At 69.5% G+C, this 24,104-nt stretch carries 21 protein-coding genes and 4 pseudogenes; 12 read left to right on the forward strand and 13 right to left on the reverse strand.

Going from position 1 to position 24,104, the window contains the following annotated elements; genetic code table 11:
• Window positions 1-55 precede the first annotated feature (55 nt).
• Entirely contained in the window at window positions 56-1,429 is a 1,374-nt protein-coding gene (locus tag ACWEK3_RS20785) for an APC family permease (protein WP_453250288.1), read from the forward strand.
• A 27-nt stretch (window positions 1,430-1,456) separates the two neighbouring features.
• Here ACWEK3_RS20785 and ACWEK3_RS20790 read toward each other — a convergent pair.
• From ACWEK3_RS20790 to ACWEK3_RS20800, 3 genes and pseudogenes are all read right to left on the reverse strand, one after another.
• Window positions 1,457-2,160: pseudogene (locus ACWEK3_RS20790) on the reverse strand (IS982 family transposase); the annotation flags it as partial.
• A gap of 88 nt (window positions 2,161-2,248) precedes the next feature.
• Window positions 2,249-2,599 carry a mycothiol transferase gene (locus ACWEK3_RS20795; protein WP_453250289.1) on the reverse strand — a complete coding sequence of 117 codons (351 nt, stop codon included), beginning with the start codon at window positions 2,597-2,599 and terminating at the stop codon, window positions 2,249-2,251.
• The gene (locus tag ACWEK3_RS20800) at window positions 2,527-2,718 is read right to left on the reverse strand and encodes a hypothetical protein (protein ID WP_450540136.1); all 192 of its coding nucleotides are present in this window, start codon (window positions 2,716-2,718) and stop codon (window positions 2,527-2,529) included. Before ACWEK3_RS20800 ends, ACWEK3_RS20795 begins: the two co-directional genes overlap by 73 nt.
• Before the next feature lie 26 nt (window positions 2,719-2,744).
• Here ACWEK3_RS20800 and ACWEK3_RS20805 point away from each other — a divergent pair.
• A pseudogene (locus tag ACWEK3_RS20805) lies at window positions 2,745-3,155 on the forward strand (transposase); the annotation flags it as partial.
• Window positions 3,156-3,222: 67 nt separating this feature from the next.
• Here ACWEK3_RS20805 and ACWEK3_RS20810 read toward each other — a convergent pair.
• Window positions 3,223-3,666: a winged helix-turn-helix transcriptional regulator gene (locus tag ACWEK3_RS20810; RefSeq protein WP_306092228.1), complete on the reverse strand. Its 444-nt coding sequence runs from the start codon at window positions 3,664-3,666 to the stop codon at window positions 3,223-3,225.
• Between the two features lie 130 nt (window positions 3,667-3,796).
• On the opposite strand from ACWEK3_RS20810, the gene ACWEK3_RS20815 reads away from it, so the two are divergent.
• Both ACWEK3_RS20815 and ACWEK3_RS20820 read left to right on the forward strand, forming a co-directional pair.
• Window positions 3,797-4,669, forward strand: coding sequence for an aldo/keto reductase family oxidoreductase (locus tag ACWEK3_RS20815; RefSeq protein WP_453250290.1), 873 nt, complete (start codon window positions 3,797-3,799; stop codon window positions 4,667-4,669).
• A gap of 139 nt (window positions 4,670-4,808) precedes the next feature.
• On the forward strand, window positions 4,809-5,066 hold the full coding sequence (locus tag ACWEK3_RS20820) for a hypothetical protein (protein ID WP_453250291.1): 258 nt from the start codon (window positions 4,809-4,811) through the stop codon (window positions 5,064-5,066).
• Window positions 5,067-5,245: 179 nt separating this feature from the next.
• Here the strand turns inward: ACWEK3_RS20820 and ACWEK3_RS20825 are convergent, their stop codons facing one another.
• Both ACWEK3_RS20825 and ACWEK3_RS20830 read right to left on the reverse strand, forming a co-directional pair.
• Entirely contained in the window at window positions 5,246-5,482 is a 237-nt protein-coding gene (locus ACWEK3_RS20825; protein ID WP_376544925.1) for a Smr/MutS family protein, read from the reverse strand.
• 312 nt (window positions 5,483-5,794) lie between these two features.
• Entirely contained in the window at window positions 5,795-6,118 is a 324-nt protein-coding gene (locus tag ACWEK3_RS20830) for a hypothetical protein (protein WP_453250292.1), read from the reverse strand.
• Between the two features lie 163 nt (window positions 6,119-6,281).
• On the opposite strand from ACWEK3_RS20830, the gene ACWEK3_RS20835 reads away from it, so the two are divergent.
• Window positions 6,282-7,256, forward strand: coding sequence for a magnesium transporter CorA family protein (locus tag ACWEK3_RS20835; RefSeq protein WP_453250293.1), 975 nt, complete (start codon window positions 6,282-6,284; stop codon window positions 7,254-7,256).
• 159 nt (window positions 7,257-7,415) lie between these two features.
• Complete coding sequence (locus ACWEK3_RS20840) at window positions 7,416-8,177, forward strand: MerR family transcriptional regulator (protein ID WP_453250325.1); 762 nt, start codon at window positions 7,416-7,418, stop codon at window positions 8,175-8,177.
• Between the two features lie 228 nt (window positions 8,178-8,405).
• Here ACWEK3_RS20840 and ACWEK3_RS20845 read toward each other — a convergent pair.
• A pseudogene (locus tag ACWEK3_RS20845) lies at window positions 8,406-8,633 on the reverse strand (integrase core domain-containing protein); the annotation flags it as partial.
• Between the two features lie 211 nt (window positions 8,634-8,844).
• Window positions 8,845-9,768 (reverse strand): LysR family transcriptional regulator, encoded by a 924-nt coding sequence (locus ACWEK3_RS20850; protein ID WP_450540128.1) that lies wholly within the window; start codon window positions 9,766-9,768, stop codon window positions 8,845-8,847.
• A 121-nt stretch (window positions 9,769-9,889) separates the two neighbouring features.
• Here ACWEK3_RS20850 and ACWEK3_RS20855 point away from each other — a divergent pair, with 121 nt between their 5' ends.
• Complete coding sequence (locus ACWEK3_RS20855) at window positions 9,890-11,221, forward strand: S28 family serine protease (RefSeq protein ID WP_453250294.1); 1,332 nt, start codon at window positions 9,890-9,892, stop codon at window positions 11,219-11,221.
• A gap of 711 nt (window positions 11,222-11,932) precedes the next feature.
• Here ACWEK3_RS20855 and ACWEK3_RS20860 read toward each other — a convergent pair.
• From ACWEK3_RS20860 to ACWEK3_RS20875, 4 genes and pseudogenes are all read right to left on the reverse strand, one after another.
• Window positions 11,933-12,181: pseudogene (locus ACWEK3_RS20860) on the reverse strand (integrase core domain-containing protein); the annotation flags it as partial.
• 139 nt (window positions 12,182-12,320) lie between these two features.
• On the reverse strand, window positions 12,321-13,199 hold the full coding sequence (locus ACWEK3_RS20865; protein ID WP_453250295.1) for a copper homeostasis protein CutC: 879 nt from the start codon (window positions 13,197-13,199) through the stop codon (window positions 12,321-12,323).
• On the reverse strand, window positions 13,196-14,719 hold the full coding sequence (locus ACWEK3_RS20870) for a M81 family metallopeptidase (protein WP_453250296.1): 1,524 nt from the start codon (window positions 14,717-14,719) through the stop codon (window positions 13,196-13,198). Before ACWEK3_RS20870 ends, ACWEK3_RS20865 begins: the two co-directional genes overlap by 4 nt.
• Window positions 14,720-14,971: 252 nt before the next feature.
• Window positions 14,972-16,222, reverse strand: coding sequence for an ROK family protein (locus tag ACWEK3_RS20875; protein ID WP_453250297.1), 1,251 nt, complete (start codon window positions 16,220-16,222; stop codon window positions 14,972-14,974).
• A gap of 311 nt (window positions 16,223-16,533) precedes the next feature.
• Between ACWEK3_RS20875 and ACWEK3_RS20880 the strand changes: the two genes are divergently transcribed.
• The 5 genes from ACWEK3_RS20880 (at window position 16,534) to ACWEK3_RS20900 (ending at window position 23,144) form a co-directional block, all read left to right on the forward strand.
• The gene (locus ACWEK3_RS20880; protein ID WP_453250298.1) at window positions 16,534-18,351 is read left to right on the forward strand and encodes a peptide ABC transporter substrate-binding protein; all 1,818 of its coding nucleotides are present in this window, start codon (window positions 16,534-16,536) and stop codon (window positions 18,349-18,351) included.
• A gap of 179 nt (window positions 18,352-18,530) precedes the next feature.
• Entirely contained in the window at window positions 18,531-19,490 is a 960-nt protein-coding gene (locus ACWEK3_RS20885) for an ABC transporter permease (protein WP_384436977.1), read from the forward strand.
• Complete coding sequence (locus tag ACWEK3_RS20890) at window positions 19,487-20,386, forward strand: ABC transporter permease (RefSeq protein ID WP_361409827.1); 900 nt, start codon at window positions 19,487-19,489, stop codon at window positions 20,384-20,386. Before ACWEK3_RS20885 ends, ACWEK3_RS20890 begins: the two co-directional genes overlap by 4 nt.
• Window positions 20,383-22,161 carry a dipeptide ABC transporter ATP-binding protein gene (locus ACWEK3_RS20895; protein ID WP_450540113.1) on the forward strand — a complete coding sequence of 593 codons (1,779 nt, stop codon included), beginning with the start codon at window positions 20,383-20,385 and terminating at the stop codon, window positions 22,159-22,161. The genes ACWEK3_RS20890 and ACWEK3_RS20895 overlap by 4 nt, the downstream gene beginning before the upstream one ends.
• 62 nt (window positions 22,162-22,223) lie before the next feature.
• A complete protein-coding gene (locus ACWEK3_RS20900; RefSeq protein ID WP_453250326.1) occupies window positions 22,224-23,144 on the forward strand; it encodes an ROK family protein in 921 nt (306 codons plus the stop codon).
• A 669-nt stretch (window positions 23,145-23,813) separates the two neighbouring features.
• On the opposite strand, the gene ACWEK3_RS20905 is transcribed toward ACWEK3_RS20900, so the two are convergent.
• Complete coding sequence (locus tag ACWEK3_RS20905) at window positions 23,814-24,101, reverse strand: aspartate racemase/maleate isomerase family protein (protein WP_453250299.1); 288 nt, start codon at window positions 24,099-24,101, stop codon at window positions 23,814-23,816.
• Window positions 24,102-24,104: the final 3 nt, after the last annotated feature.

Below are 24,104 nucleotides of genomic sequence, written 5' to 3' on the forward strand. Positions count from 1 at the left end.
CCCACACCGGTCCGCCTGACCCCCGCACCGCTTTCCAGACCAGGAACCCATGACCATGACCCCATCGACCACCTCCGCCCCCACCTCCGCCCAGGCCCCGGCCCCGGCCGCCGAGGGCCTGCGCAAGGTCCTCGGACTACCCGCCGCCGTCATGTTCGGCCTGGCCTACATGATGCCGCTCGCGTCGTTCACGACATATGGCGTCGTGAACACCATGACCGAGGGCCACGTCGTCACGTCGTACTGGATCACGCTCGTCGCGATGCTCTTCACGGCGGCCAGCTACGCGGCCATGGCCGGTGTGTACTCGGCCACCGGCGGCGCGTACACCTACACACGTCGGACCCTCGGCGGTCACGTCGGCTTCCTCGGCGGCTGGACCATCCTGCTCGACTACGTGCTGCTGCCGATGATGGCCTACCTGGTCATCGGCGTATACCTGCACCAGTCCTTCCCCGCCGTCCCGCAGGGCGTCTGGATCGCCGGGGCCATCGCGCTGGTGACTGCCCTGAACATGGTCGGGATCACGATGCTGTCCAAGGTCAGCTCGGCGATCGTGCTCGCCCAGACCGTCTTCCTGGTGCTGTTCGCAGTGCTCGCCGTGAGGACCGCCCGAGGCCAGCAGATCCCCTCCCTGTGGGACGCGCTGGCCGGCCGGGGCCCGGGCACCGCAACCGCCCTCGCCGGTGCCGCGATCCTCTGCTACTCCTTCCTCGGCTTCGACTCGGTGGCGTCTCTGGCCGAGGAGACCCGGAACGCGCGGCGCACCATCCCGCGCGCCATCCTGCTGGTGACGCTCCTCGGCGGGCTGCTGTTCATCGCGGTCTCCCTGGTGTCCAGCCTGGCCTTCCCGCACTGGCAGGACTACACGAGCGTCGACGCCGCCTCCCTCGACGTCGTCCGCGCGGTCGGCGGCAAGCTCTTCGAGTCGTTCTTCACCGCGGCGTTCGTCGCGGGCTGCTTCGGCGCCGTACTGGCCCAGCAGGCCACGGTGTCCCGCGTGCTGTTCTCGATGGGCCGCGACGGCGTGCTGCCGCGCAGGGTCTTCGGCTATCTGCACCCGGTGTGGCGCACCCCGGTGTACGCGACCCTCGTGGTGAGCGCCATCGGCCTGGTGTCGCTCTTCGTGGACCTGACCCTCGCCTCCTCGCTCATCAACTTCGGCGCGCTGACGGCCTTCTCCCTCGTCAACATCGCCACCGTCAAGCACTACGTCATCGACGGGAAGCGGCGCGGTGTCGGACCGATCCTCCGCTACCTGGTGGCTCCGGTGATCGGACTCGCCCTGAGCGTGTGGCTCTGGACGAGCCTCTCCGAACAGGCCTTCGTGATCGGCCTCTGCTGGCTGGGTGTCGGCCTCGTCTGCCTGGTGGCGATGACGCGCGGATTCCGCGTCGCGCCCCCGGACCTCGACATGGCCGAGGCCTGACGAGGCCGAGGCATGAACGATCTGGGTCTACGCCCTGGGTCTGGACGAGTCATTCCGATGTGAGCAGTGGCCGTAGGCGATCAGGGATCGCAAGACTTGCTGTCCGGTCTTGTGGTTGTGCCAGATCGCCGCGGCCAGCGCGAGGACGCGCTGAGAGAGCGGACGGCGACGCCCTCGAAGGTCCGGCCGCCAGGCTGTTCCACGTAGAGCTGGCCCTTGAGGGTGTCGTTGACCGACTCGATCAACTGCCGCACCGACTTCAGCAGGGACTCGCCCTTGCGGCGTTTCTCCCGCTTGAACGACGGCCGCAGCAGCTCTGCCCCGCGCAAGGCCGGATCGGCCTCGAACTCCTTGGAGGCGAAGCCCATGTCCGCGATCAGCAGCAGGCCAGGCCGACCGGTGACCGCGTCCGGCTCGCGGTCCAGCATCGCCGTCAACACCTCGCGCTCGTCGAGCTTCGGGTTCGCCAGAGCCCACAGGATCGGCATCCCGGCCGGGGTGTACACCAGGTACAGCCGCAAGCCTCAGAAGAACCAGGAGTGGCTGGCGCAGTACCCGTATCCGGCCGAGCCAGCCAGGCCCGACCGTTTCACCGTGGGCCGCGAGCGTCCGCACTCGATCGGGATGGATTCGATGATCCAGTGGTTGTCGAACCAGAAGTCGGTGTCCGTTGCAAGGAGCCGTATCGCCCGCTTGACCAGTGGCAGAGCGGCCCTCAGCCGCTTGTTCCAGAGTTCACACGACCCTTGATGATCACGCGGTGGCCGTTTGGGTTTCGCACACAGCACCGACCCGAGATCGCGAAGCCGGACCGCAGTGCTAGGTCAGGACCAGCCAGCGGCGGCCGTCGATGAGCTCTCGGGCCGCATCGAGGTGGCCGGCGTGGCATGCAGTCTCGGTGATGACGTGCAGCAGGACGTCGCGCAGGGTGTGCAGATGCGGTTCGCCGAACAGGTCATGGGCCCACCAGGCCAGGCTGGCGTCAGCGGGGGTGGTGGTGATGACAGCGTCGGCGAGCTCTGCCTCCTGCCGGTATCCGTCAAGCACGTCGACGGCCGGTACTTCCGGTGCCACGCTCCAAGCTTCGTCGCCACTCGTCAGGCCATGGATGATCTCCTCGTCCCCTGCGACGACTGCACGGAACCAGTCCACTGGTCCAGCGCCCCGCACAGAATGTCTTCGCGCAGGTTGACGGTGCGCGGGTGGGTGAGGTCGGGGTAGAGGGCTTGTTCCTGGTCCTTGAATTCGCAGCGGTAGTAGACGTGGTTGCGGATGGTGGCGGGCTGCATCTTGCGCCTGCAGAGGCTGCATCGGACCCGTCCGCGCAGGGCGTAGGGGCGTGCGCCGTGCTTTCCGGCGCGTTCCTGCCGGCCGTGGGCGTGGGCTCGCGCTTTGCGGGCCTTTGCTGCGGGACGACAGCACCGTGCAACTGGACGCCGGCTACGACTCGGACAAGACCCGCACCGAACTCGCCGCCCGCAACCTGTACGGCCGCATCGCGCACAAGGGCGAGAAGGCGCCGATCCAGGCCAGCGAGCGGTGGCACGTCGAGCGCACCCACGCCTGGCAGAACGCCTTCCACCGCCTTGCCCGCTGCTACGAGCGTGGTGCGACCGTCGCCAGCGCCTTCTTCGACCTCGCAGACACGATCATCACCGTCCGTAGCCTGATCCGCCGAGCCTGGACCACCCACCGCTGGGACGACCGCCCCAAGCGACGTCCTTGAGCCCCGTCCATCTGACCGGCCTCTTACGCGCAGACCGTTCGGCGCTGATGAGCAACCCTGGTGTGGTTCAGGCGACGCGGGTGTCGTAGGTCTCGCGGTTGGCAAGCACATCGTCCATGTGCGTCTCGGCCCAGGCCTTGAGGCCCCGCATCATCTCGTACAGCGACAGGCCGAGATCGGTCAGCTCGTAGGAGACCGTGACCGGCACGGTCGGCACCACAGTGCGGGACACCAGGCCGTCGCGCTCCAGGGAGCGCAGCGTCTGGGTGAGCATCTTCTGGCTGACGCCGGCCAGCAGGCGCTGCAGCTCCGAGTAGCGCATCACCCGGGGCCCGCCGGCGCAGTCGGCGCCGGGCTGATGCGCGCTGTCGCTGCCGAGCGCGGCCAGGATCAGCGTGACCCACTTGTCCGAGATCCGGTCGAGCAGCTTGCGGCTGGGGCAGGCCGCCACGAAGGCGTCGTACTCCACCTTGGCCTGTGCCCTTTGCTGGGCTGCCGTCATCGTCGCCATGGACCATTCCTCTCACCCGTGGGTGCCTTACGCACTTCGAAGTGCCTACTTCCCGACAAGAAGCTACGCACCAATAGTGGTGCAAGGCGCCGTCAGGCACCATCCCCTGGCTCAACACGAAAGGCACACCATGGGCACCCTCTCCGCCTCGCTTCCCGGCGGCACCTGGACCCTGGGCGACCTGACCGTCACCCGGTTCGGCTACGGCGCCATGCAGCTCGCCGGCCCCTGGGTCATGGGTCCGCCTGCCGACCGCGAGGGCGCACTCGCCGTTCTCCGCGAGGCCGTCGGTCTCGGCATCACCCACATCGACACCGCCGACGCCTACGGGCCACACATCACCAACCAGCTGATCCGCGAAGCGCTGCACCCGTACTCCGACTCGCTGCACATCGTGACCAAGGTCGGGGCGACCCGCGACGAGGAGGGAGGCTGGCCCCCGGCACGCAAGCCTGAAGAGCTGTGCCGGGCCGTCACCGAGAACCTGGAGATCCTCGGCCTCGACACGCTGGACGTGGTCAACCTCCGGCTCGGCGACGCCCGGGGCCCCGTGCCCGGTTCGCTCGTGGAGGCGTTCGGGGCGCTCGTCGACCTCCAGCGGCAGGGCCTCATCCGGCACCTCGGCGTGAGCAACGCGACGGCGGAACAGGTCGCCGAGGCACGCTCGATCGCGTCGATCGTGTGCGTGCAGAACATGTACAACCTCGCCCACCGCCACGACGACGACCTGATCGACGAGCTCGCAGAGCAGGGCATCGCCTACGTGCCCTTCTTCCCTCTCGGCGGCTTCAGCCCGCTGCAGTCCTCGGCACTCACGGCCGTAGCCACCCGGTTGGACGCGACGCCCATGTCGGTCGCCCTGGCCTGGCTCCTGCAGCGGTCGCCGAACATCCTGCTGATCCCCGGCACCTCATCGGTGGCACACCTGCGCGAGAACGCCGCCGGCGCGGGACTCCCGCTGTCCGACGACGATCTCGCCGAGCTCGACAAGATCGGCCGCTAACCCTACGGCGCTCACCAGCGGCTGGGCCGGATCGACCGCGGGCGGCGAGGCCGCGGACGACCCATGGTTGGTGATCAAGCTCGTGACCTGGCCGGATGATTTATCGGCACCCGCAGTGCCGCAGCTTGCCCAACGGTAGATGGTGGAGCAGCCCGGCGAGGGCGCCGGGCTCGGTATCGGTGAAGGCGGGCTTGCCAACCTGGCGTTGCAGTACAAGCAGTTGGTGCCGCAGGACGAGGATCTCGTTGTTTTTGTCGCGGTCGCTCACCGGCAGCAGGCGCAGGAGCGACAGGGTGTTGGTCGCAGCGAGGTAGGTCAGGCGCAGCAGCGCGAGAGCATGGTGCCGTCCGCGGCTGTGCACGTGAAGACATCGGAGTTGTCGTCGAGCAGGGCCTGAGGGGTCAGTCGATCAAGGCATCCACCTGAGTGGATGATGTATCTGCACCCGCAGAGACGAAGCAACACGAGTGCTCATCCTGCCGCAGCACTGAACAAGCCCCTGAGCTGCATGGATGACATTCTCGGCAGGCGCAGGTTTCCACCAACGCACGGTGCCCGTCGCGTCCGCCGGCGGGGTCATCGAAGGTGGACCAGGACCCGGCCGGCGTTGGTCGCGTCGGTCTCCACGCGGACGTAGAGCTTCTTGATGTGCTTCTGCGCCAGCAGGGCCAGCACCCGCTTCTTGAGCTGGCCCCTCCCCTTCCCTGGGATGATCTGCACGACGTCGACCCCAGTAGCGGCGGCCTTGAACAGGGTCTGGCGCAGCGCGACGTCGATGTCGCGGTTGTTGCGGAAGATCGGGTGCAGATCCAATGTGAGCAGGGCAATCGCCTCCGATGCGCTCGATCACCGGCCGCAGCCGGGTCCCCGTGGGCCGTGCAGTGGCAGCGTACGACGTCCTTTCGACCCTGTCCCACCCCTGGGGGTTGCGGACTTCCGCTGGTGCCGCCAGAAGCGTGCTGGCGTGCGGGTGAACCTGCGGCAGCCGCGACAGGGGCAGCCCGACGTAGCCGTATCGCGACGGCTTGGTCAGGCACAGCCGTAGCCTGAGCTTCCCCCGAGATGCGGAAGGTGTTGACGGAGGGTCAGATGGGTTTCATGAGAGGAGCCCAGCTGGGGCTTTGGTCAGCTGATGGTGATCCCTTCTGTTTGGGGTGTGTCCGCGGTCAGGGTCCTGGTCGCGGGGCCGTAGGTCAGAGGGATCTCTTGGCTGCGGAGGTAGGAGATCGCCTGGGTGGGGGTGGGCAGCGCCCACTCCCTGCTCACGGAAGCCGGCCCGTGGGATTCCACGTGCCCGGTGAGGCGGAGCGGTAGGGCGGGCAGGTGCGGCAGAACATGGTCTTCGCGCACGTAGGCGTTGGGGGTGCGGCCTGGTTCAGGGCGGGTGGCGCTGGTGTGGCCGTGGCGGCACCGGTAGCCGGGACGATGGTGGGTCCAGTGAGATTCCATGCGCCGACCGCAGACGCCACAGCGCAATAGCCCTGCCAGCAGGTATACGCGCCCGGGTGCCGTCTCCCGGCGGGTGCGCAGGTGTTGGACGCTGATGAAGTCGGCCTCGCTGACCAGCGCCGGGGTGAGAACTTCTTACCCCGGGGCCTTACAGTGCCGCGCCATGACGCGAACACGGCTCTACCGCAATGGAAACCTGATCCTGGAGGACTTCCCGACCTCCGATATCTCCCAGTACGTGAATGATGCCGACGCGGCAGTCTGGCTCGATCTGTGCGACCCGTGTTCCGCCGACTTCGACATGATCAGCGAAGAGTTCGGGCTGCATGAACTCGCGGTGGAGGACGCACGTCACGATCACCAGCGACCCAAGCTGGACCGTTACCGCACCCACGCCTTCCTCAGCGCCTACGCCGTCGGCACGGATGAGAGCAGCGGGCAACTGACGGCGATCGAGTTGTCGGTGTTCATCACACCCACGGCATTGATCACCATCCGGCCCGACGACCGCTTCGACATCCAGGAGGTCGTCGAACGCTGGGACAACAACAGCGATCTCGCCAAGTACGGGGTGGGGTTCCTCCTGCACGGACTGCTGGACCACATCGTCGACGGGCATTTCGCCGCCGTCCAGGACCTGGACGACCGCATCGAAGCGGTCGAGGACGTGCTCTTCGAAGAGGGGCGCGCGCAGACGGACTCCGTTCAGCGTGATTCCTACGCGCTGCGCAAGAAGCTGACCAAACTGCGTCGCGTGGTGTTGCCGATGCGGGAAGTCGTCAACAGTCTTCTCCGGCGCGACCTGCATATCGTCGCCGAGCCGCTGCTCCCCTACTACCAGGATGTCTACGACCACGTCCTCAGGGCCACCGAGTGGACCGAGTCGCTACGGGACATGATCACCTCGATCATGGAGACCAATCTGACCGTTCAAGGCAACCGTATGAACCTGATCATGAAGAAGGTCACCAGCTGGGCGTCGATCATCGCCGTGCCCACCGCCGTCACAGGCTTCTACGGGCAGAACGTGCCCTACCCGGGCATCAACACCCATATCGGCTTCCTCACGTCCGCCGGCGTCATGGCGGTCGTATCCGTGGTGCTCTACCTGACCTTCAAGCGCAAGGACTGGATCTGAGAAGCCGTTCCCAGTCAGGTCCGGCGGGTCGAGCCTTCGGACGGCCGCAGCCGTGGTTCTTCGACCCGGTGCGGGTTCCGGCTTGCGGTTTCCGCTACGTCAACTTCTACCGTCTTCGGTGTGGCCGGAGAGACCGGCCCGGCGATGGGAGGCGGGGCAATGGCCTGGTCGATTGCTGATGTGGGCCGGGTGTCCGGGGTGACGTCCCGGACGCTGCGGCACTACGACGAGATCGGCCTGCTGCCGCCGGCGTGGATCGGGAGCAACGGGCACCGCTACTACGAGGAGGCCGATCTGCTGCGGCTGCAGCAGATCCTGCTGATGCGGGAGCTGGGCCTGGGGCTGCGGGAGATCCAGGCGGTCCTGGACAGTCAGGTAGATCAGCTGGCCGCGCTCCGCGAGCACCACCGACGACTGCTTGCGGAATGCGACCGGCTGGAGACGCTCGCCCGCACGGTCGGCCGCACCATCGCCGAACTGGAGGAAGGCAAGGACAACAGCGACATGGCAAAGATCAACAGGCCGGAGAACCTGTTCGAGGGGTTCGAGCCCGGCCGCCACGAGGCGGAGGCACGCGAGCGGTGGCCGGAGCAGTGGGAGCAGTCCCAACAAGCCATCGCGGGGATGACGGCCGAGGGTATGGAGCAGTGGCAGCGTGAGGCGACGGCGCAGATGATCCGCATGGCGGAGTTCATGGTGGCCGGCACACCCGTCGCCGATCCTGCGGTGCAGACCGAGGTGGACGCCCACTACCAGGGCGTGTGCCGGTTCTGGACCCCGTGCGCGGCCGCGTACAAGGGACTGGGCCAGACCTACGTCGACGACCCTCAGTTCCGTACCAACTTCGACAGGATCGCCGACGGACTGGCCATCTACCAGTGCGACGCGATGGCCGTCTACGCCGACGCGCGGCTGAGCTGACCGACAGCTCTCACACTGCTGGGGGGCTGCAGACCCCGGCGGCAGGCAACCAGCGCAGCAGCAGTTCCCGCTGAGGCCCCTTGGTCATAACGGGCGTGGTCAGCTGCAACTGCGCGTCGGCGGCGCCGGAACCGGCGGCCCGGTGAGCCCACAAAAGTCAGTCACGGCCCAGAGCGCGGCATGTAGACCGACATGCCAATCGACCCAGCTCCTGCGTCAAGCTGGCGGGGCGAAGACGGCGTCGAAGGCGGCGGTGAACTTCGTGTCGCGGTCCCGGATCAGGTGGATGAAGTCGGTTGCTCGGTCGCCGAGGCGCCAAACCAGTTGGCGGGCTTGCTGGGTGGCCCAGGCGGCGGTGGGGTGGGCGGTGACGCCGAGAATGTGCACGGTGCGGGTGCGCACTTCCATCACGAAGAGGGCATACAGCCGCTGGAGTCCGATGGTGTCCACGTGAAGAAGTCGGTGGCGAGCACGCCGATACGCCCGGCCGCACCCTGGTGAGCAGTCGCTCGACCGGCGGGTGCTGTACCGCAAAACGACGACCGATCATGCCGGACCGCTGATCAGGCACATCGCTTGAGGTCAGCGACGGCGAGCCAGTTTTGTACTACGGGCGATTTCACTCAAAGCGGCCTCACCGACCCGGTGACGCTCACGGCCGACCGGCTCAGCCCCGCGCGGCCGTTCCCGACGGCTGCGTCGCCCGCCGGTGCACTTCCCGCACGGCCTCCACCAGCACCGGGGCGCGGGGTGCCAGCGCGCTGTCGCGGTGCCATGCCAGCAGCAACCGCATTCGCACGGATCCGCCGGCGATGGGCCGCACCGCAATGCCCTCGCCGCCCCTGTACGAGGCCTGGCAGGCGGAGACCGCGCGCCCGGCCGCAACCAGCTCCGTACGCATGCTGGTCTGCTCCAGCCGGTAGCGAACGCGCGGACGGAAGCCCGCGCGTTCGCACTCGTCCAGCAGGTGCTCGGGCCAGCCGGTGCCGTCCGAAGGCGACAGCGCCCAATCCTCGTCGGCGAGATCCGCCAGCCGCACCTCCTCCCGGGCGGCCGCCGGATGCCCGGCGGGCAGTGCCACATGGACGGGCTCCGTGGCCACCTCGGCGTACCGTACGGCTGGCTGCGGGCGCAGCTCGAAGCCTGGGTAGTCGGTGAGCAGCGCGCCGTCGAGCCGGCCGGTGGCGATACAGTCGAGCAGCAGCCCGGTGTAGTAGGCGACCTGGATCTCGGTGCGGGCCCCGGGCAGCAGCGTCGCCACCCGCTCCACGACCTCCAGCGCCACCGGGCTCTCGTATGCGCCGAAGCGCACCACCGACTGCGGCCCGGCCCGTCCGGGGGCGCGGTCCAGCAGGTCGTCGATGTTGCCGAGAGCCGCACGCGTGCGTGACATCACGAACTCGCCGAACGGCGTCAGCCTCACCCCGTGCCGTCCCCGCGTGAACACCTCTCCGCCCAAAAGTCTCTCGATACGCCGGAGTTGGGCGCTGAGGGCAGGCTGTGAGACGCCCAGCGCCGCTGCGGCCCGGGTGACGCTGCCGTGTCCGGCGATGGTGCTGAGCGCCCGAAGGTGTCGTATTTCGAGTTGCACGGATGAACCCTAACTTTCCATAACAGCATGGTGTTATGACCGTTTGGGATTACTCAAGGGACACGTGGTGAGGCAAGGTCAGCCGGACCCCCCGCGCTGCCCAGAGACACCGGAGGCCAGAGTGCGTACCCGCACCATTCCGACCCTGCTGCTGTCCGCCGCCCTCACCGCGGGCGTCCTCGCCACGACCGCGGCCCCCGCCGTTGCGGAGACGGCCGCCACTGCCGAGGCGTCCTTCGCGGACCAGTTGCGCGCGATACCCGGCGTGACCGTCACGGACGTCACCGACAAGGAGGGCTACCCGCTCTACTCGCTCACCATCACGCAGCCGATCGACCACAGCAAGCCCGAACTCGGCACCTTCCGGCAGCGATTCAGCCTCTGGCACAAGTCGGTGACCAAGCCGGTTGTCTTCTACACCGGTGGATACGGCCTCTCCAGCGCCACCCGTGAGCCCACCACCATCCTCGACGCCAACCAACTCAGCGTCGAGCACCGCTTCTTCGGTCCCTCCCGCCCGGCCGACGTCGACTGGTCGAAGATGACCGTCTGGCAGGAGGCGAGCGACGAGCACGCCATCGTCGAGGCGATCCGCCCGCTGTACGACAAGAGTTCCAAGTGGCTCAGCACCGGCGGCAGCAAGGGCGGCATGACGCAGACGTACCACCGCCGCTACTACCCCGAGGACGTTGACGCGGTCATCGCCTATGTCGCTCCCAACGACGCCAACAACAATGATGACAAAGGCTACGAGCGGTTCTTCGAGACCGTCGGCACCAAGGAGTGCCGTGATGCGCTGAACGCGGTCCAGCGTGCGATGCTCGAACGCCGCGACGCCCTGCTGCTAAAGTTCGAGGCGACGGCGAAGGAGAAGGGCTACACCTTCACCAACACCCTTGGCACCACCGATCGTGCCTATGAGTTCGCCGTCCTGGACCAGGTTTGGAACTTCTGGCAGTCTGGCACCGCCGCCGACTGCCCGACCGTGCCCGACGCCGAGACCGTGTCCGACGACGACCTCTACACCTGGTCGCTCGGCCACGGCCTGTCCGTCTACGAGGACAGCTCACTCGGCGCCAACGGCTCAGGCCCGTACTACCGGCAGGCCGCCGCTCAACTGGGCTGGGCTGGCCTGAAGTTCAAGCACCTCAAGGGCGTCCGCCACTACCCGGACATCTACCAGCCCAACTCGGTGCTGCCTGCCGACATGCGCACCAGTTACAACGGCAAGGCCATCTCCGACGTCGACAAGTGGGTGCGGAGCGACTCCGAGCGCATGATGTTCGTCTACGGGCAGAACGACCCGTGGAGCGCCGAGCAGTTCGAGCCGAGTTCCCACGACTCGTACAAGTACATCGTTCCCGGCTCCAACCACGGCGCCCGTATCTCCGCTCTGCCCGCCGACCAGCGGGACGAGGCCACTGCCACGATCAAGCGCTGGGCCGGACAGTGAGAGTTCGCCCGATGGGCGGCTGACATGCGTTCCCGCGGCCCGCAGGCCTGGCGGGCGGCGAGTTCGTTGCGGACGGCGCGCATCCGCAGGCCCGCGGCCCGGTAGGTGCGACCGGTCGAAGCCGCCGGCCCAGCCATCGTGCACGACCACGGGGCGCTCCTGGGTGGCCTCCGGCGGGGCGGGGCCGACCGGTTCCACGCCGAGGCTGCCCAGGGGTGTGCCCCGACACCCATCGGCCGGTGGTGTGGTCCTGCACGGCCCGGGTCGGCGGACGCAGGGGTCGCCCGCCGACCCGGGCCGTCCCTCAGTAGCCGCGGCTCGCGGAAGACCTGCCCGAGCCGGACCGCGATGGTATTGACGCGGTTGCGCGGGTTCCGACAGCCCGATAGCTGGCGGACGTTGGCCGTCTACACCGGTTCCGGCTCGGTCTTTCACGAGGAGATGCTGGGAGCACCCTGCGGACCTTGCACCCTGAGGTGTCCTTGCGCCACGACGACCGTATCGTCAGCGGTCGAATCCCCCCTCGGACACAACCGCTGACGATACGCGGATGAGGGCTTCGACCTTACGGTCGCGGTCCTCGTTACGTTTTCGTCACTGACTGTGATGCCTAAGGCCTCGTAGAGTGGGCCTTTCTTGCCAGCGCCAGCTGCGTGGATGCGCTGTGCGATATCGCCAAGACTCTCAGCGATCTCTCGCATCTGTTGCCTTCTCGCGCGCGAGCTGCAGGACCTGCTTCTTGAGCGCCGCCTTGGTCGGTGGGCGTCCGGTACGGGCGCGTCGGGCGCTGTAGTCCCACTTCGCCGATATGAACCTGCGATGCCAGGCCAGCAGTGTCCCCGGCGTGACCTGGAAGATTTCGTGCCGGCGGCGGCGGGGTATCAGGCCGGAGAGGGCGGCGAGCCAGAATCGGTCCGCAGACTCGTAGCGGACCGGGCCGGCGATCTGACGGCGCAGCACCGCGTTCTCAGTACCGGATTGCTGATCTCCCCCGCTTCGGTGATCGGTTCCGGTACACCCTCCCGCCCCGAGAGTCCGCGGTCCCGCGCGAACCGCGGACTCCCGGGGCGGCGCGCTCCGGCAGGGAGCGCACGGCCGGTCAGCCGGTTGCCCGCGATTCCAGCATTCTCCTGGCCTCGGCGACCACCGCTGGGTCGGTGACGAAGTACGTGTCCTGCTCGGCGGAGGCGCTGGAGGCGCCGAGCGGGATCCACGCACCCCCGCGCCGGGGTTCGGCGCGGCGCTTCGCGGAGAGGTGGACGCCGGCGACACCGGCGGCGGTCAGGGCCGGGATGTCGGCAGGGCGCACCCCGCCGCCCGCCATCACCTGTACGCCGGGCGCGGCCTCGACCATGGCGGCGAGCGCGGCGAGTCCCTCTCCGGCGGCCGGGGCGCCGCCGGAGGTGAGCACCCGGGTGAGCCCCAGGGCGGGCAACAGCGCGGCGGTGGCGACGGGGTCCGCGGACAGGTCGATCGCGCGGTGCAGGGTCACCTCGACGGGGCGGCCCGCGTCATGAGCCGCTGCGGCGAGGCGGGTGACGGCGTCGGTGTCGAGGCCGCCGTCGGCGGTGAGCGCGCCGACGACCACGCCGGAGGCGCCGGAGGCGATCACGGACCGCACCTCGGCGACCATCAGGGCGATCTCCTCGGCGTCGTGGACGAAGTCGCCCGGTCGGCAGCGGACCAGGACCTGCACCGGCAGGCCTACGGCGGCGACCGCCTCGACGAGGGCGGCCGACGGGGTCAGACCGCCCAGTTCCAGGCCGGTGCAGAGCTCGACGCGATCGGCTCCGTGGTCGAGGGCGACACGGGCACCGGCCGGTGATGTGACGGCGATCTCCAGTGCGGGCCGGCGGACCGGTCCGGCTGGGCCGGTCCGCCCGAGCCCGGGAACGTCGTCGGCCGCCACCGGTGCCGGGGCCCGGCCCGCGCCGCCGGCCCGGGGCGGGCCGAGGGGCCGGGTGGTGTGGTCGGTCATTCGTCGTCCCCGGTGAGCGGCTGGTCGGAGGCCGGGATGACACGGGCTGTCAGGTCCGGGTCGGCCATGTCGCGGTCGAAGGGGAACATCGGGCGGCGGATGCGGCGGTGACCGAGGCGTACCAGGTCCTGGTCGACACCGCCGGGAGTGAGGGCCATCTTCCAGCCGACCGACATGTCGAACAGCTCGGGCTCCAGGTAGCCGATCTTGACGATCACGATGTCGGCGGAGCGCGGGTCGAGGTCGAGGTCGGTGAAGTCGTGCTCGTGGTGGTACGGCTTGCGCAGCCCGGTGAGGATCGCGTACACGCTGCCGACCCGGATGACGACCTCGGTCCCGGCGTCCCGGTCGCCGTGCCGGATCGCGTGGACCACGCCGGTGAGGGTGACGGGGCCGGCGTGCCGGTCGTCGACCTCGGCGCCGGCGCTGACGGTGACGGTGGCGCCGACCCCGGCGGCGACGGCGGTCTCGATCGCGGCGGGGCCGGGTACCGAGGCGTAGATGACGGTCGGCCCGTCCTCCTTCTGGAACTCGGGGCGCTCCAGCAGCCGGGTCAGGCCCCAGGTGACGTCACCGGCGCCGCCCGCGGTGGGGTTGTCGCCGGTGTCGCTGATGAAGTACGGCCGCTGGTCGGAGGCGAGGGCCTCGTCGAGGAGTTCGTCGTAGGTGCCGGTCGGGGCGACGAAGTCGAAGTCGTGGCGGGCGTTCCAGAAGCCCCGGGCGAGTCGTTCGGCCCCGGCCGAGACCGCCGCCGTGTCGTCGCCGGTGACGACCACGACGGCGCGGTTGCGGGGTTCGTCGGCCCAGGCGTAGCCGACCCAGATGGCGGCGTCCGTCACGCCGTCGGCGGCCTCGACCTCGTCGACCGCCGCGTACACGCTCTTCGCGGGTTCGATCCGGGTGGAGGTCTGCTCGCCGGCCAGCAGCACCGGGACCGGGACCCACGCCTTGACCGGGCGGGGGGCGCCGGACGCCAGCAGGTCCACCAGGTTGCGGACGGCACGCTCCTTGGTCTCCATGTGGTCCTCGTGCGGGGCCATCCGGTAGCAGGTGATCAGGTCGCTGCGGTGGGTGAGTTCACGGGAGACGTTGCCGTGCAGGTCCATCGAGGTGGAGATGATCACGTCGGGGCCGACGGTGGCGCGGATCCGCTCCAGCAGCACGGCCTCGGCGTCGTCGATCCCCTCCACGGTCATGGCGCCGTGGATGTCGTACCAGAGACCGTCCAACCGGGGCAGCGCGGCGAGGCGTTCGATGAGCTCGTCGGTGAGCGCGGTCCAGGCGGTGGCGGTGACGGTGCCGCCGGGCAGCGACTTGCCGACCAGAGCGCCATGCCATTCGGCGGCCTCACGCAGTTCCTCGCCAGGGGCGAGGAAGGGGTACCGGTCGAAGATCTCGGCGCCGCGCGAGGGGTGGAAGGCGGGGGCTTCGGTGCGGGCCGGGGAGAAGGTGGAGGACTCGATGCCGAGCCCGGCGACGGCGATGACCGGGCGGGCGGCGGGGGTGCGGGTGTGCGACATGGCTCCTCGGGCGGGGTGTGGTGCGTGAGGCTCGTTCCGCGGCCCGCCACGAGGGGGCGTGCCGCGGACTTCGATATCTGGGCGGGTGCGGGGACTTCGGGAATGGCCCCTGGACAGGCCCATGGGTTCAGGGCTCGGGGGCCGGGACCGGGGGATCGCCCGGGAGCCGGGGTACGGGCCGCGGTTCCCGGGCGAGTACGCCGCCGTGCGCGCGGAGTAATTTCCGCGACTGTCAGGCTTTTTGCAGCGGCGTCAGATCCCTCCGCGGCCCGCGGCGGTGTGCTGCCGGTCGGCGCCGGGGGTGGCGCGGCCGATGTCGCCGAGGGCGTGGGTCAGGGCGCGCTGCAGGGCGAAGAGTCCGGCGCCGACCAGGCCGGCGTCGGCGCCGAGACTGGCCCGCTCGATGGTGAGGTGTTGGGTCACCAGCGGGTGGCAGCTCTCGTAGAGCTTGCTGCGCACCGCGGCGACGAACGGTTCGAGGGTGGAGAGGATGCCGCCGAGGTAGACGGCGTCCGGGTTGAAGAAGTTGACGTTGGCGGCGAGCACCTGGCCGAGGTGGTCGCCTGCCCTGCGGACGGCGCGGGTGGCTTCCGGGTCGGCGTCGGTGGCGAGCCGTACCACGTCCTCGGGGCTGGCGACGTCGAGACCGCGTTCGCGCAGGATGCGGACGAGCGCGGCGCCGGACGCCACCGTCTCCAGGCAGCCGGTGTTGCCGCACGAGCAGGGGATGTCGGCGCCGCCGTCGATGCGGATGTGGGTGATGTCGCCGGCGGCTCCGGTGGCGCCCCGGTAGAGGCGACCGTCGGCGATGACGCCGGCACCGATTGCCGAGCCGATCTTCACCATGATCGACTGCTGGTGCTCGGCGGGCCTGACGCTCTGCTCGCCGACCGCCATGCAGTTGGCGTCGTTGTCGACGGCAGCCGGGACCCCGAAGTGCTCCTCCAGCCAAGCGGCGACCGGGAAGCGGTTCCAGCCGAGCATCCGGGACGGCAGGACGACGGCGCCGGAGGCGACGTCCACCGGCCCGGGCAGTGAGAGCCCGACGCCCCGGAGCCGATCGCGTCCACGCTGCCCGGCGAGGGACTCCAGGTGCTCGACGAGCCTCGGCAGGGCGGCCTCGGGACCGTCGGCGACCTCGAACGGGACGTTGGCGACGTCACGGACACCGCCGCCCGGGAGCACCACACCGATCCGGGCATGGCGGCCGCCGACGTCGGCGGCGACGGCGTACTCGTCGTTGCTGCCCGCCCTGAGGACCCTGCGGGGGCGGCCGCCGGTGGAGGACTGGGTGCCCTCCTCGGCGATGAGCCCGCGCTCGACCAACTGAGCCACGGTGAGGGAGATGGTGGAGGCGGCCGTGCCGAGGATTTCCGCGAGTTCGGCGCGGGACGACGCCTGGCCCGAGGCCACGAGTTCGAGGACCCGCGTGGCGAGGGTGGCCGTGCCCTTCGGGGACACGCCCTTGGTGGTCTTGCGGTCCCGTGCACTTATTTCAGTCATGTACGAAGTAACTTCCGCAACGGTGGGTGTGACGGAGACAGTACGCCCGTCCAGGCGGGCGGGGAACAGCTCCATGAAGAAAGTGGAGAGTGTCGATGCAAGCGAAATCGCCTCAAATTGACGCATAGACACCGTCTGAGGCGCCTGGAGTGGATGGATGTGACTTTTGTCGAGACTGCAGAAACTTACTTTTTACTAATTCTTGTTTGTTTGTTCGGCGCGTCCGTCGTTGACTGTCGGGCGTACACAGCGCCGACCCCGCGGCGCCGACCCGGTCTCCCGGGACGGGTCCTTTCACTCTGAGGAGAGCCATGTTCCTTGCTCACACGGCGGCCGGCCGCCGCTGGGCCCTCGTCGCGGGTGCCGCCGTCACCACCGGCGCGCTGCTCACCGGCTGTTCCGGCGGCGGTACCTCGTCGTCCTCCGGCTCGGCGTCGTCGGACACCATCAACTACGCCCTCCCGGCGAACTTCACGCCGAACTGGATCCTCCCGGTCGGCACCGCATCGCACCTGAACACCAACAACTCCTCCATATCCCAGGCCGTCTGGGAGCCGCTGATCGCGTACGACGGCTCCACCGGCAAGGTCGGCTGGAACAAGGACAACTCGCTGGCCACCGACGCGAAGTTCGCCGCGGACAGCAAGAGCGTGACGATCACCCTCGGCGATCGTCACTGGAGCGACGGCAAGCAGATCACCTCGCGCGACGTGGAGTTCTGGTTCAACCTGGTCAAGGCCAACAAGGCGGACTGGGCAAGCTACAGCCCGGGCAAGGCACCGGACAACTGGACCTCCTTCAAGACGATTGACGACACGCACTTCACGATCACCTTCGACAAGGCGTACAACCAGGAGTGGATGCTCGCCAACGAGCTGAGCATGATCCGCACGATGCCGCGGCACGTCTGGGACAAGACCAGCGACTCCGGCGCCGTCTCCGACCTGGACCGCACTGCCGCCGGCGCCAAGAAGGTCTGGACGTACCTCAACAACGCCGCCAAGAAGATCTCCGGCTACGCGACCGACCCGCTGTGGAAGACGGTCAGCGGCCCGTACACCATCAAGTCGTTCTCCACCGCGGGCAAGGTCGAGCTGACCGCCAACGCGAAGTACGACGGCGGCGGCAAGGCCAACATCAAGAACGTCAACCTGCTGCCGTTCACCACGACCGACGCCGAGGAGAACGCCCTCCGCGCCGGCACCGTCGACTACGGCTACATCAACGCCACCGACCTGAGCCAGGAGTCCTCCTTCAAGGCCAAGGGCTACTCGGTGAAGCCGTGGACCGGCTGGGCGATCACCTACATGCCGTACAACTTCAACAACCCCGCCATGGGCCCGGTGTTCAAGCAGCTGTACGCCCGCCAGGCGATCCAGATGTCGGTGGACCAGGCCACCCTCTCCAAGGTGGTCTTCAACGGCACCGCCGTCTCCACCTACGGCCCGATCCCGCAGGGCCAGGACTCGTCCTTCGTCTCCCCGGAGCAGAAGACCAACCCGTACCCGTTCGACACGGCCAAGGCGAAGAAGCTGCTCACCGACCACGGTTGGACCGAACAGGGCGGCACCATGGTGTGCAACAGCCCCGGCACCGGCGACAACCAGTGCGGCGCGGGCGTCGACAAGGGCACCAAGTTCGAGATGCAGGTGCTGTCCCAGTCCGGCTCGACCGTGACCGACAACATGATGAGCGCGCTGCAGTCGTCGTTCGCGAAGACCGGCATCAAGTTCGGCATCAAGACCGCCCCGGTCAACTCCGTCCTGTCGCAGTCCGGCCAGTGCACGGCCGACGAGTCGAGCTGCAAGTGGCAGCTGTCCTTCTTCGGCACCGCGGGCAGCTGGTACTTCCCCGCCTACCCGAGCGGTGACTCGCTGTTCGCCACCGGCGGCGGCTCCAACTTCGGCAACTACTCCAACGCCGAGGTCGACAAGCTGATCACCGAGACCACCACGTCCTCCTCGAACGAGGCGGTGCAGAAGTACAGCGCCGCGCTCGCCAAGGACCTCCCCGTGATCTGGCTGCCGGAGCCCGACTACCAGATCTCCGTGGTCAAGGACGGCCTCGGCGGCTTCGCCCAGGACTCCCTCGCCAACTTCCACCCCGCCATGTGGAAGTGGACCAAGTAGGCCCGGTCGGTGCCCGCGCGGGCCGACGGCACCCGGCCGGCTGCCCGGGGCCCGCGCGCGTCCGCGCCACTTTGGCACCCGCCACTTTGGCACCCGCCACATCGACACCCACGTCGCAGTGACGTCCATGTCCAGGTGACACCCGCGCGCACCACAGAGACGAAGCGACCGGAAAACACATGAGCACTTCCTCGTACCTGATCAGACGCGTCCTCCAGGCCGTCGCGGTGATCGTCATCGTGACGATCGTCGTCTTCGGCCTGCTGCACGCGTTGCCCGGAGGCCCCGCACGCGGGATCCTCGGGCCGCAGGCCACCGCACAGCAGATCGCCCACTTCAACCACGAACAGGGCCTCGACAAGCCCCTGCCCGTGCAGTACTTCTACTACCTCGGCCAACTGCTGCACGGGGACCTCGGGACCTCGTACACCCTCAACGAGCCGGTCTCCCAGCTCATCACCGAACGGCTGCCGAAGACCTTGGTCCTCACCGTGCTGTCGGCTCTCGTCGGCCTCGTGCTCGCCATCCCGATGGGCATGTGGCAGGCCGTGCGCCGCAACAAGCCGGTGGACTACGTCATCACCACGCTGAGCTTCATCGCCTACTCCACGCCCGTGTACTTCCTCGGGCTGATCCTGGTGCTGGTCTTCAGCCAGGCGCTGGCGTGGTTCCCGTCGCAGGCTCCGCAGGGCGAGACGCTGGGCCAGGTGTTCTCCGAACCGCAGGCCCTGGTACTGCCGGTGGTCGCCGGCGCGGCCTCCATGATCGCGGTGTTCAGCCGCTACATGCGGGCGGCCACCCTGGAGAACCTCTCCGAGGACTATGTCCGCACGGCCAGGGCGGGCGGCTCCCGCGCCCGCGCCATCCTGTGGCGGCACGTGTTCCGCAACTCGCTGACGCCCGTGGTCGCCATGCTCGGCTACTACGTGCCGGTGCTCTTCGGCGGTGCCCTGGTCGTCGAGCAGCTCTTCAACTACCCCGGCATGGGGCTGCTGTTCTGGACCGCGGCGCAGTCCTCCGACTACCCGGTCCTGCTGGGCTGCGTCCTGGTGATCGCCGTCGCCACCGTTGTCGGCACCCTGCTCGCCGACATCGTCCAGCGGATCATCGACCCCCGAGTGAAGGCAGGCCGGGCATGAGCGCCGTCATCCAGCCGGACATGGCCCCGACGAAGGCCGCCGAGCCGCGCGAGGCCTCCGGCGCACGACTCGCCGTCCGCCGCTTCCTCCGCAACAAGCTGGCCGTCGTCGGACTCGCCGTCGTGGTCCTCTTCTTCCTGTTCTGCTTCGCCGGTCCGCTGGTGTACTCCACCGACCAGACCCACACCATGCTCCAGCAGGTCAACCTCGCCCCCAGTGGCGCGCACTGGCTCGGCACCGACGCCGTCGGCCACGACGAGCTGGGCCGGCTGATGTACGGCGGCAAGGTCTCCCTGATCGTGGGCGTCGCCGCGGGCGTCCTCGCCACCGTCATCGGCACGCTGTGGGGCGCCGCCGCCGGTTACGCGGGCGGCTGGATCGACGCCGTGATGATGCGGATCGTCGACGCCGGCATCGCCATCCCCGCGCTGTTCATCCTGCTGGTGGTCTCCGCCATCACCACGCCGGGCCTGACCGGTCTCGTCGTCATCCTGGGCCTGGTGTCCTGGCTGGTGCCGTCCAGGCTGGTCCGCGCCGAGACGCTGACCCTGAAGAACCGGGACTACGTCCTGACCCTGCGCGCCATCGGCGGCACGCACGCCCGGGCGATCCTGCGTCACATCCTGCCGAACTCGGTCTCCACCATCATCGTCGCCGCGACCTTCCAGGTCGCCGACGCCATCCTGCTGGTCGCCTACGTCTCCTATCTGGGCATGGGAGTCCGGCCGCCGCAGACCGACTGGGGCGGCATGCTCTCCGCCGGTCTCACCGCCGCCTACTCCGGCTACTGGTGGCTCATCCTGCCGCCCGGCCTGGCCATCATCCTGGTGGTGTGGGCGTTCAACGCGATCGGGGACGGACTCCGCGACGCATTCGATGTGAGGGGACGCGGATGACCGCCACCACCAAGGGCTCCGCCGCCCGCACTGCGGCGTCCGGCCCGATCCTCGAACTCGACGACCTCGGCGTCGTCTTCACCACCGAGACCGGCGACGTACCCGCGGTCAGGAGCGTGTCCCTCGAGGTCCAGCCGGGCGAGACGCTGGCCCTGGTCGGCGAGTCCGGCTCCGGCAAGTCGACCATCGCGCTCGCCGCGATGGGCTTGCTCGCCGGGAACGCCCGCGCCACCGGCAGCGCCGTCATCGCCGGCACCCAGATCGTCGGCGCCTCGGAGAACGGCCTCGCGGCGCTGCGCGGCAAGACCGTCTCCATGGTGTTCCAGGAGCCGGCCACCGCGCTCGACCCGCTCACCCGGATCGGGAAGCAGATCACCGAGGTGATCCGCAACCACCGCGAGGTGTCCGCCAAGGGCGCCGCCGCCGAGGCCGTCGAACTGCTGCGCCGGGTCGGTATCCCCGAACCGGAGAAGCGCGCCCACGCCTACCCGTTCCAGCTCTCCGGCGGACAGCGCCAGCGGGTCGTGATCGCCATGGCCATCGCCAACGAGCCAGGTCTGCTCATCGCCGACGAGCCGACCACCGCCCTCGACGTGACCGTGCAGGCCGAGATCCTCGACCTGCTGCGCCGGCTCGCCGTCGAGACCGGCACCGGCGTGCTGCTCGTCACCCACAACATGGGCGTCGTCGCCGACTTCGCGGACCGGGTCGCCGTCATGTACCACGGCGAGATCGTGGAGACCGGACCGGTCGAGGACGTCCTGCTGCGCCCCGCCCACGACTACACCCGGCGCCTGCTGGCCGCCGTGCCCCGGCTGTCCGTCGCCGAGGCCGCAGACGGCACCGGCCGGCTTGCCGCGTCCGTGCCGGTCCAGACGAACCGTTCCGCGGCCGAGCCGTCGGCCTCGCCTGCCGGGCCCGGCGGCCCCGAGGGCGAAGCGGTGGTCGAACTGCGTGACACCAACGTGGTGTTCGGCCGTGGCAAGGCCGCCGTACGCGCCCTCGACGGAGTGTCGTTCCGGGTCGGGCCGGCGGAGACCCTGGGCCTGGTCGGCGAGTCCGGCTCCGGCAAGTCCACCGCCGCCCGGGTCGCGCTCGGCCTGATCCCGCCCACCTCCGGCACCGTCTCCCTGTTCGGCGCCGACCTCGGCCGCACCCGCGCCCGGGCCCGCCGCGCCCTGCGGGCCGGTATCGGTGTCGTCCTCCAGGACCCGGTGGCCTCCCTCGACGCCCGGATGACCGTGGGCGAGTGCATCGCCGAACCCCTCCGGGTGCACCGTCGCGACCTGTCCGCCAAGGACCGGCAGGCCAAGGTCGCCGCCGTCCTCGACCGGGTCCGGCTGCCACGCGAACTCGCCCGGCGCGCACCCCGCGAACTCTCCGGCGGACAACGCCAGCGGGTCAGCTTGGCCCGGGCCCTGATCCTGGAACCCCGGCTGCTGGTCGCCGACGAACCCACCAGCGCGCTCGACGTGAGCGTGCAGGAAGCGGTCCTGGAGGTCATCACCGAACTCCAGGGCGAACTCGGCTTCGCCTGCCTGTTCGTCTCCCATGACCTCGCCGTCGTGCAGCACTTCGCGCAGCGCGTCGTCGTGATGCGCGCCGGCCGCATCGAGGAGCAGGGCTCCACCGGGACGACCCTGCTGCATCCGGAGACCGACTACACACGCCGTCTGCTGGCCGCCGTGCCGGTGCCCGACCCGGTGGTGCAGCGAGGCCGCAGGGCCGAACGCCTGGCCACCCTCGCGGCCGGCCGTACGGAGGCCCAGGCGTGACCGGACCTCTTCTCTTTCCCTACACCCCGCGGGACCCTGCCATTTCCACCACCCTCCGGCCGCTGTTCGCCGGCATCGACATCGGCGGCACCACCACCCAGGTGGTGGTCTGCTCGGACGACCTGACCGTCCTCGACCGCGCGGAGGCCGCCACCCCGGCGCTCGAGGGCGGCCGGGCCATGGTCGGCGCCGCGCTCGACGCGCTCGCCCCGCTGCTGGCCCGCACCCCGGGCCGCCTGGTGGGCGCCGGAATCGGCGCCGCCGGGGTGGTGGACTCCGCGAACGGCCGCATCCTGGTCGCAAGCGACTCCTTCCGCGGCTGGGCCGGCTTCGCCGTCACCGCCGCCGTCGAGGAGGCCCTCGGCGTCCCGGCCTTCCTGGACAACGACGTCAACGCCTTCCTCTACGGGGAGGTCTGCGGCGGAGCGGTGCGCGGCGAGGCCGACGTCCTCGGCGTGACCCTGGGGACCGGCGTCGGCGGCGCTCTGTGGACCAACGGCTCCCTGTACGCGGGTCCGCACGGCGCGGCAGGCGAGATCGGGCACATCCCCGGCTTCGGTGACCTGCACTGCTCCTGCGGCGGCCGGGGCCACCTGGAGACGTTGGCCTCCGGCCGCTCCATCGGGGCTCGTTACGCCGACCGCACCGGCCACCGCCTCACCGCCCGCGAAGTCGCCGAGGCCGCCGCCCATGGCGACGAGGACGCTCTCGCGGTGTACCGCGCCGCGGGAGCGGGCATCGCCCGCGCGATCGTCATCACGGCGGGCGTCGTCGACATCACCACGGTGGTGGTCGGCGGCGGCGTCAGCCGCGCCTGGCCCCTGCTGGAGCCCGTCATCCTGTCCGCCCTCGCCGTCGACCCCCCGGTCAGCGGCCACCCCGTCCGCCTGGTGCGGGCCGCCCTGGCCTCCGACGCCGTCCCGGTCGGTGCCGCCGCCCGCGCCCGACGCGAACTGGGCACGGAGGTGAGAGCGACGGCGTAGCCGCGAAGAACATAACGGGGGATTGCGGGTGGCGTCGTGGGCGGAGGGGCAGGGGATGCCTTCCCGGGTGAGCTCGGCGGCGATGCCGCTGTCGCTCATGCTGTCCCCGTACATGGTGAAGATCCGCTGTACGACGGGTGCGGCGGCGGGGTCGGGTTCGAGTTTGTGGATGCGCTGGCCGATGGCTGCCTTGGACGGGTTGGGGTGGGGGCCGGCGTCGGTGATCCGGTAGCCGTAGGGCGGTCGTCCACCGAGGTAGCGGCCCTGGAGCTGGGCCTGGGAGCCCATGGCGGTGCGGACCCGGATCTTGATGCGGTTGGGTTCTCCCTTGCTCATGCCGCCGAAGACGGACATGACGAGGTCGTGGGCCTCGTTGTCCGGGTCGATCGGCCCGCCGACCTCCGGGACCCACAGGGGCATGCGGAAGTGGACGAAGACGGGGACGGTGTTGCCGAACTGGTTGCCGTAGAAGGTGCGCTGCGGCGCCCCGATCACGACGGCGTCGAATCCGCGGTTGGGGTTGCGGAGCGGCTGTGGCGGTCGCCGCAGACAGCACCGGCAGTCCCAGCTCGCCCTCGACCGGCCGGTTCGCCCGGCAGTGACGGCATCTGCACGCGGGCCGACAGCACCACGGCGTCCGCGTCAGCGAGCTTCAGCCGCTTGTAGTGCTCACGCAGGTCCTGGAGGGTCGAGCCGGGCGACTGCCAGGTTGTCGGGCACCTCCAGGCCGAGCGCGTCCACGACCTCGACGTCCGCGTCCTCGATGTACTCGGCGACCAGGCGCGTGAGCGGCTGCATGTACGGCGTGACCATGGCGACCTTCTTCGCGCCCACTGCGGCGATGCCGTCGAGCAGGGCACCCGTGCTGGACACCACCGGGACCTGCACCCCCTGATCGCGCAGCACAGTGGTGATCTCGTTCTCGGCGTTGCAGCGGTGGGCCGGCGCCTGCGCCATGAT

It is taken from the genome of Streptomyces sp. NPDC004721, assembly GCF_053601495.1.

Excerpts from the sequence above, each read along its gene's own strand:
- ACWEK3_RS20870 (WP_453250296.1), bottom strand. The coding sequence starts at position 14,719 with ATGTCGCACACCCGCACCCCCGCCGCCCGCCCGGTCATCGCCGTCGCC.
- ACWEK3_RS20830 (WP_453250292.1), bottom strand. The coding sequence starts at position 6,118 with ATGGAATCTCACTGGACCCACCATCGTCCCGGCTACCGGTGCCGCCAC.
- ACWEK3_RS20880 (WP_453250298.1), top strand. The coding sequence starts at position 16,534 with ATGTTCCTTGCTCACACGGCGGCCGGCCGCCGCTGGGCCCTCGTCGCG.
- ACWEK3_RS20835 (WP_453250293.1), top strand. The coding sequence starts at position 6,282 with ATGACGCGAACACGGCTCTACCGCAATGGAAACCTGATCCTGGAGGAC.
- ACWEK3_RS20785 (WP_453250288.1), top strand. The coding sequence starts at position 56 with ATGACCCCATCGACCACCTCCGCCCCCACCTCCGCCCAGGCCCCGGCC.
- ACWEK3_RS20905 (WP_453250299.1), bottom strand. The coding sequence starts at position 24,101 with ATGGCGCAGGCGCCGGCCCACCGCTGCAACGCCGAGAACGAGATCACC.
- ACWEK3_RS20820 (WP_453250291.1), top strand. The coding sequence starts at position 4,809 with ATGGTGGAGCAGCCCGGCGAGGGCGCCGGGCTCGGTATCGGTGAAGGC.
- ACWEK3_RS20895 (WP_450540113.1), top strand. The coding sequence starts at position 20,383 with ATGACCGCCACCACCAAGGGCTCCGCCGCCCGCACTGCGGCGTCCGGC.
- ACWEK3_RS20890 (WP_361409827.1), top strand. The coding sequence starts at position 19,487 with ATGAGCGCCGTCATCCAGCCGGACATGGCCCCGACGAAGGCCGCCGAG.
- ACWEK3_RS20875 (WP_453250297.1), bottom strand. The coding sequence starts at position 16,222 with ATGACTGAAATAAGTGCACGGGACCGCAAGACCACCAAGGGCGTGTCC.
- ACWEK3_RS20810 (WP_306092228.1), bottom strand. The coding sequence starts at position 3,666 with ATGGCGACGATGACGGCAGCCCAGCAAAGGGCACAGGCCAAGGTGGAG.
- ACWEK3_RS20800 (WP_450540136.1), bottom strand. The coding sequence starts at position 2,718 with ATGCAGCCCGCCACCATCCGCAACCACGTCTACTACCGCTGCGAATTC.
- ACWEK3_RS20815 (WP_453250290.1), top strand. The coding sequence starts at position 3,797 with ATGGGCACCCTCTCCGCCTCGCTTCCCGGCGGCACCTGGACCCTGGGC.
- ACWEK3_RS20840 (WP_453250325.1), top strand. The coding sequence starts at position 7,416 with ATGGCCTGGTCGATTGCTGATGTGGGCCGGGTGTCCGGGGTGACGTCC.
- ACWEK3_RS20865 (WP_453250295.1), bottom strand. The coding sequence starts at position 13,199 with ATGACCGACCACACCACCCGGCCCCTCGGCCCGCCCCGGGCCGGCGGC.
- ACWEK3_RS20885 (WP_384436977.1), top strand. The coding sequence starts at position 18,531 with ATGAGCACTTCCTCGTACCTGATCAGACGCGTCCTCCAGGCCGTCGCG.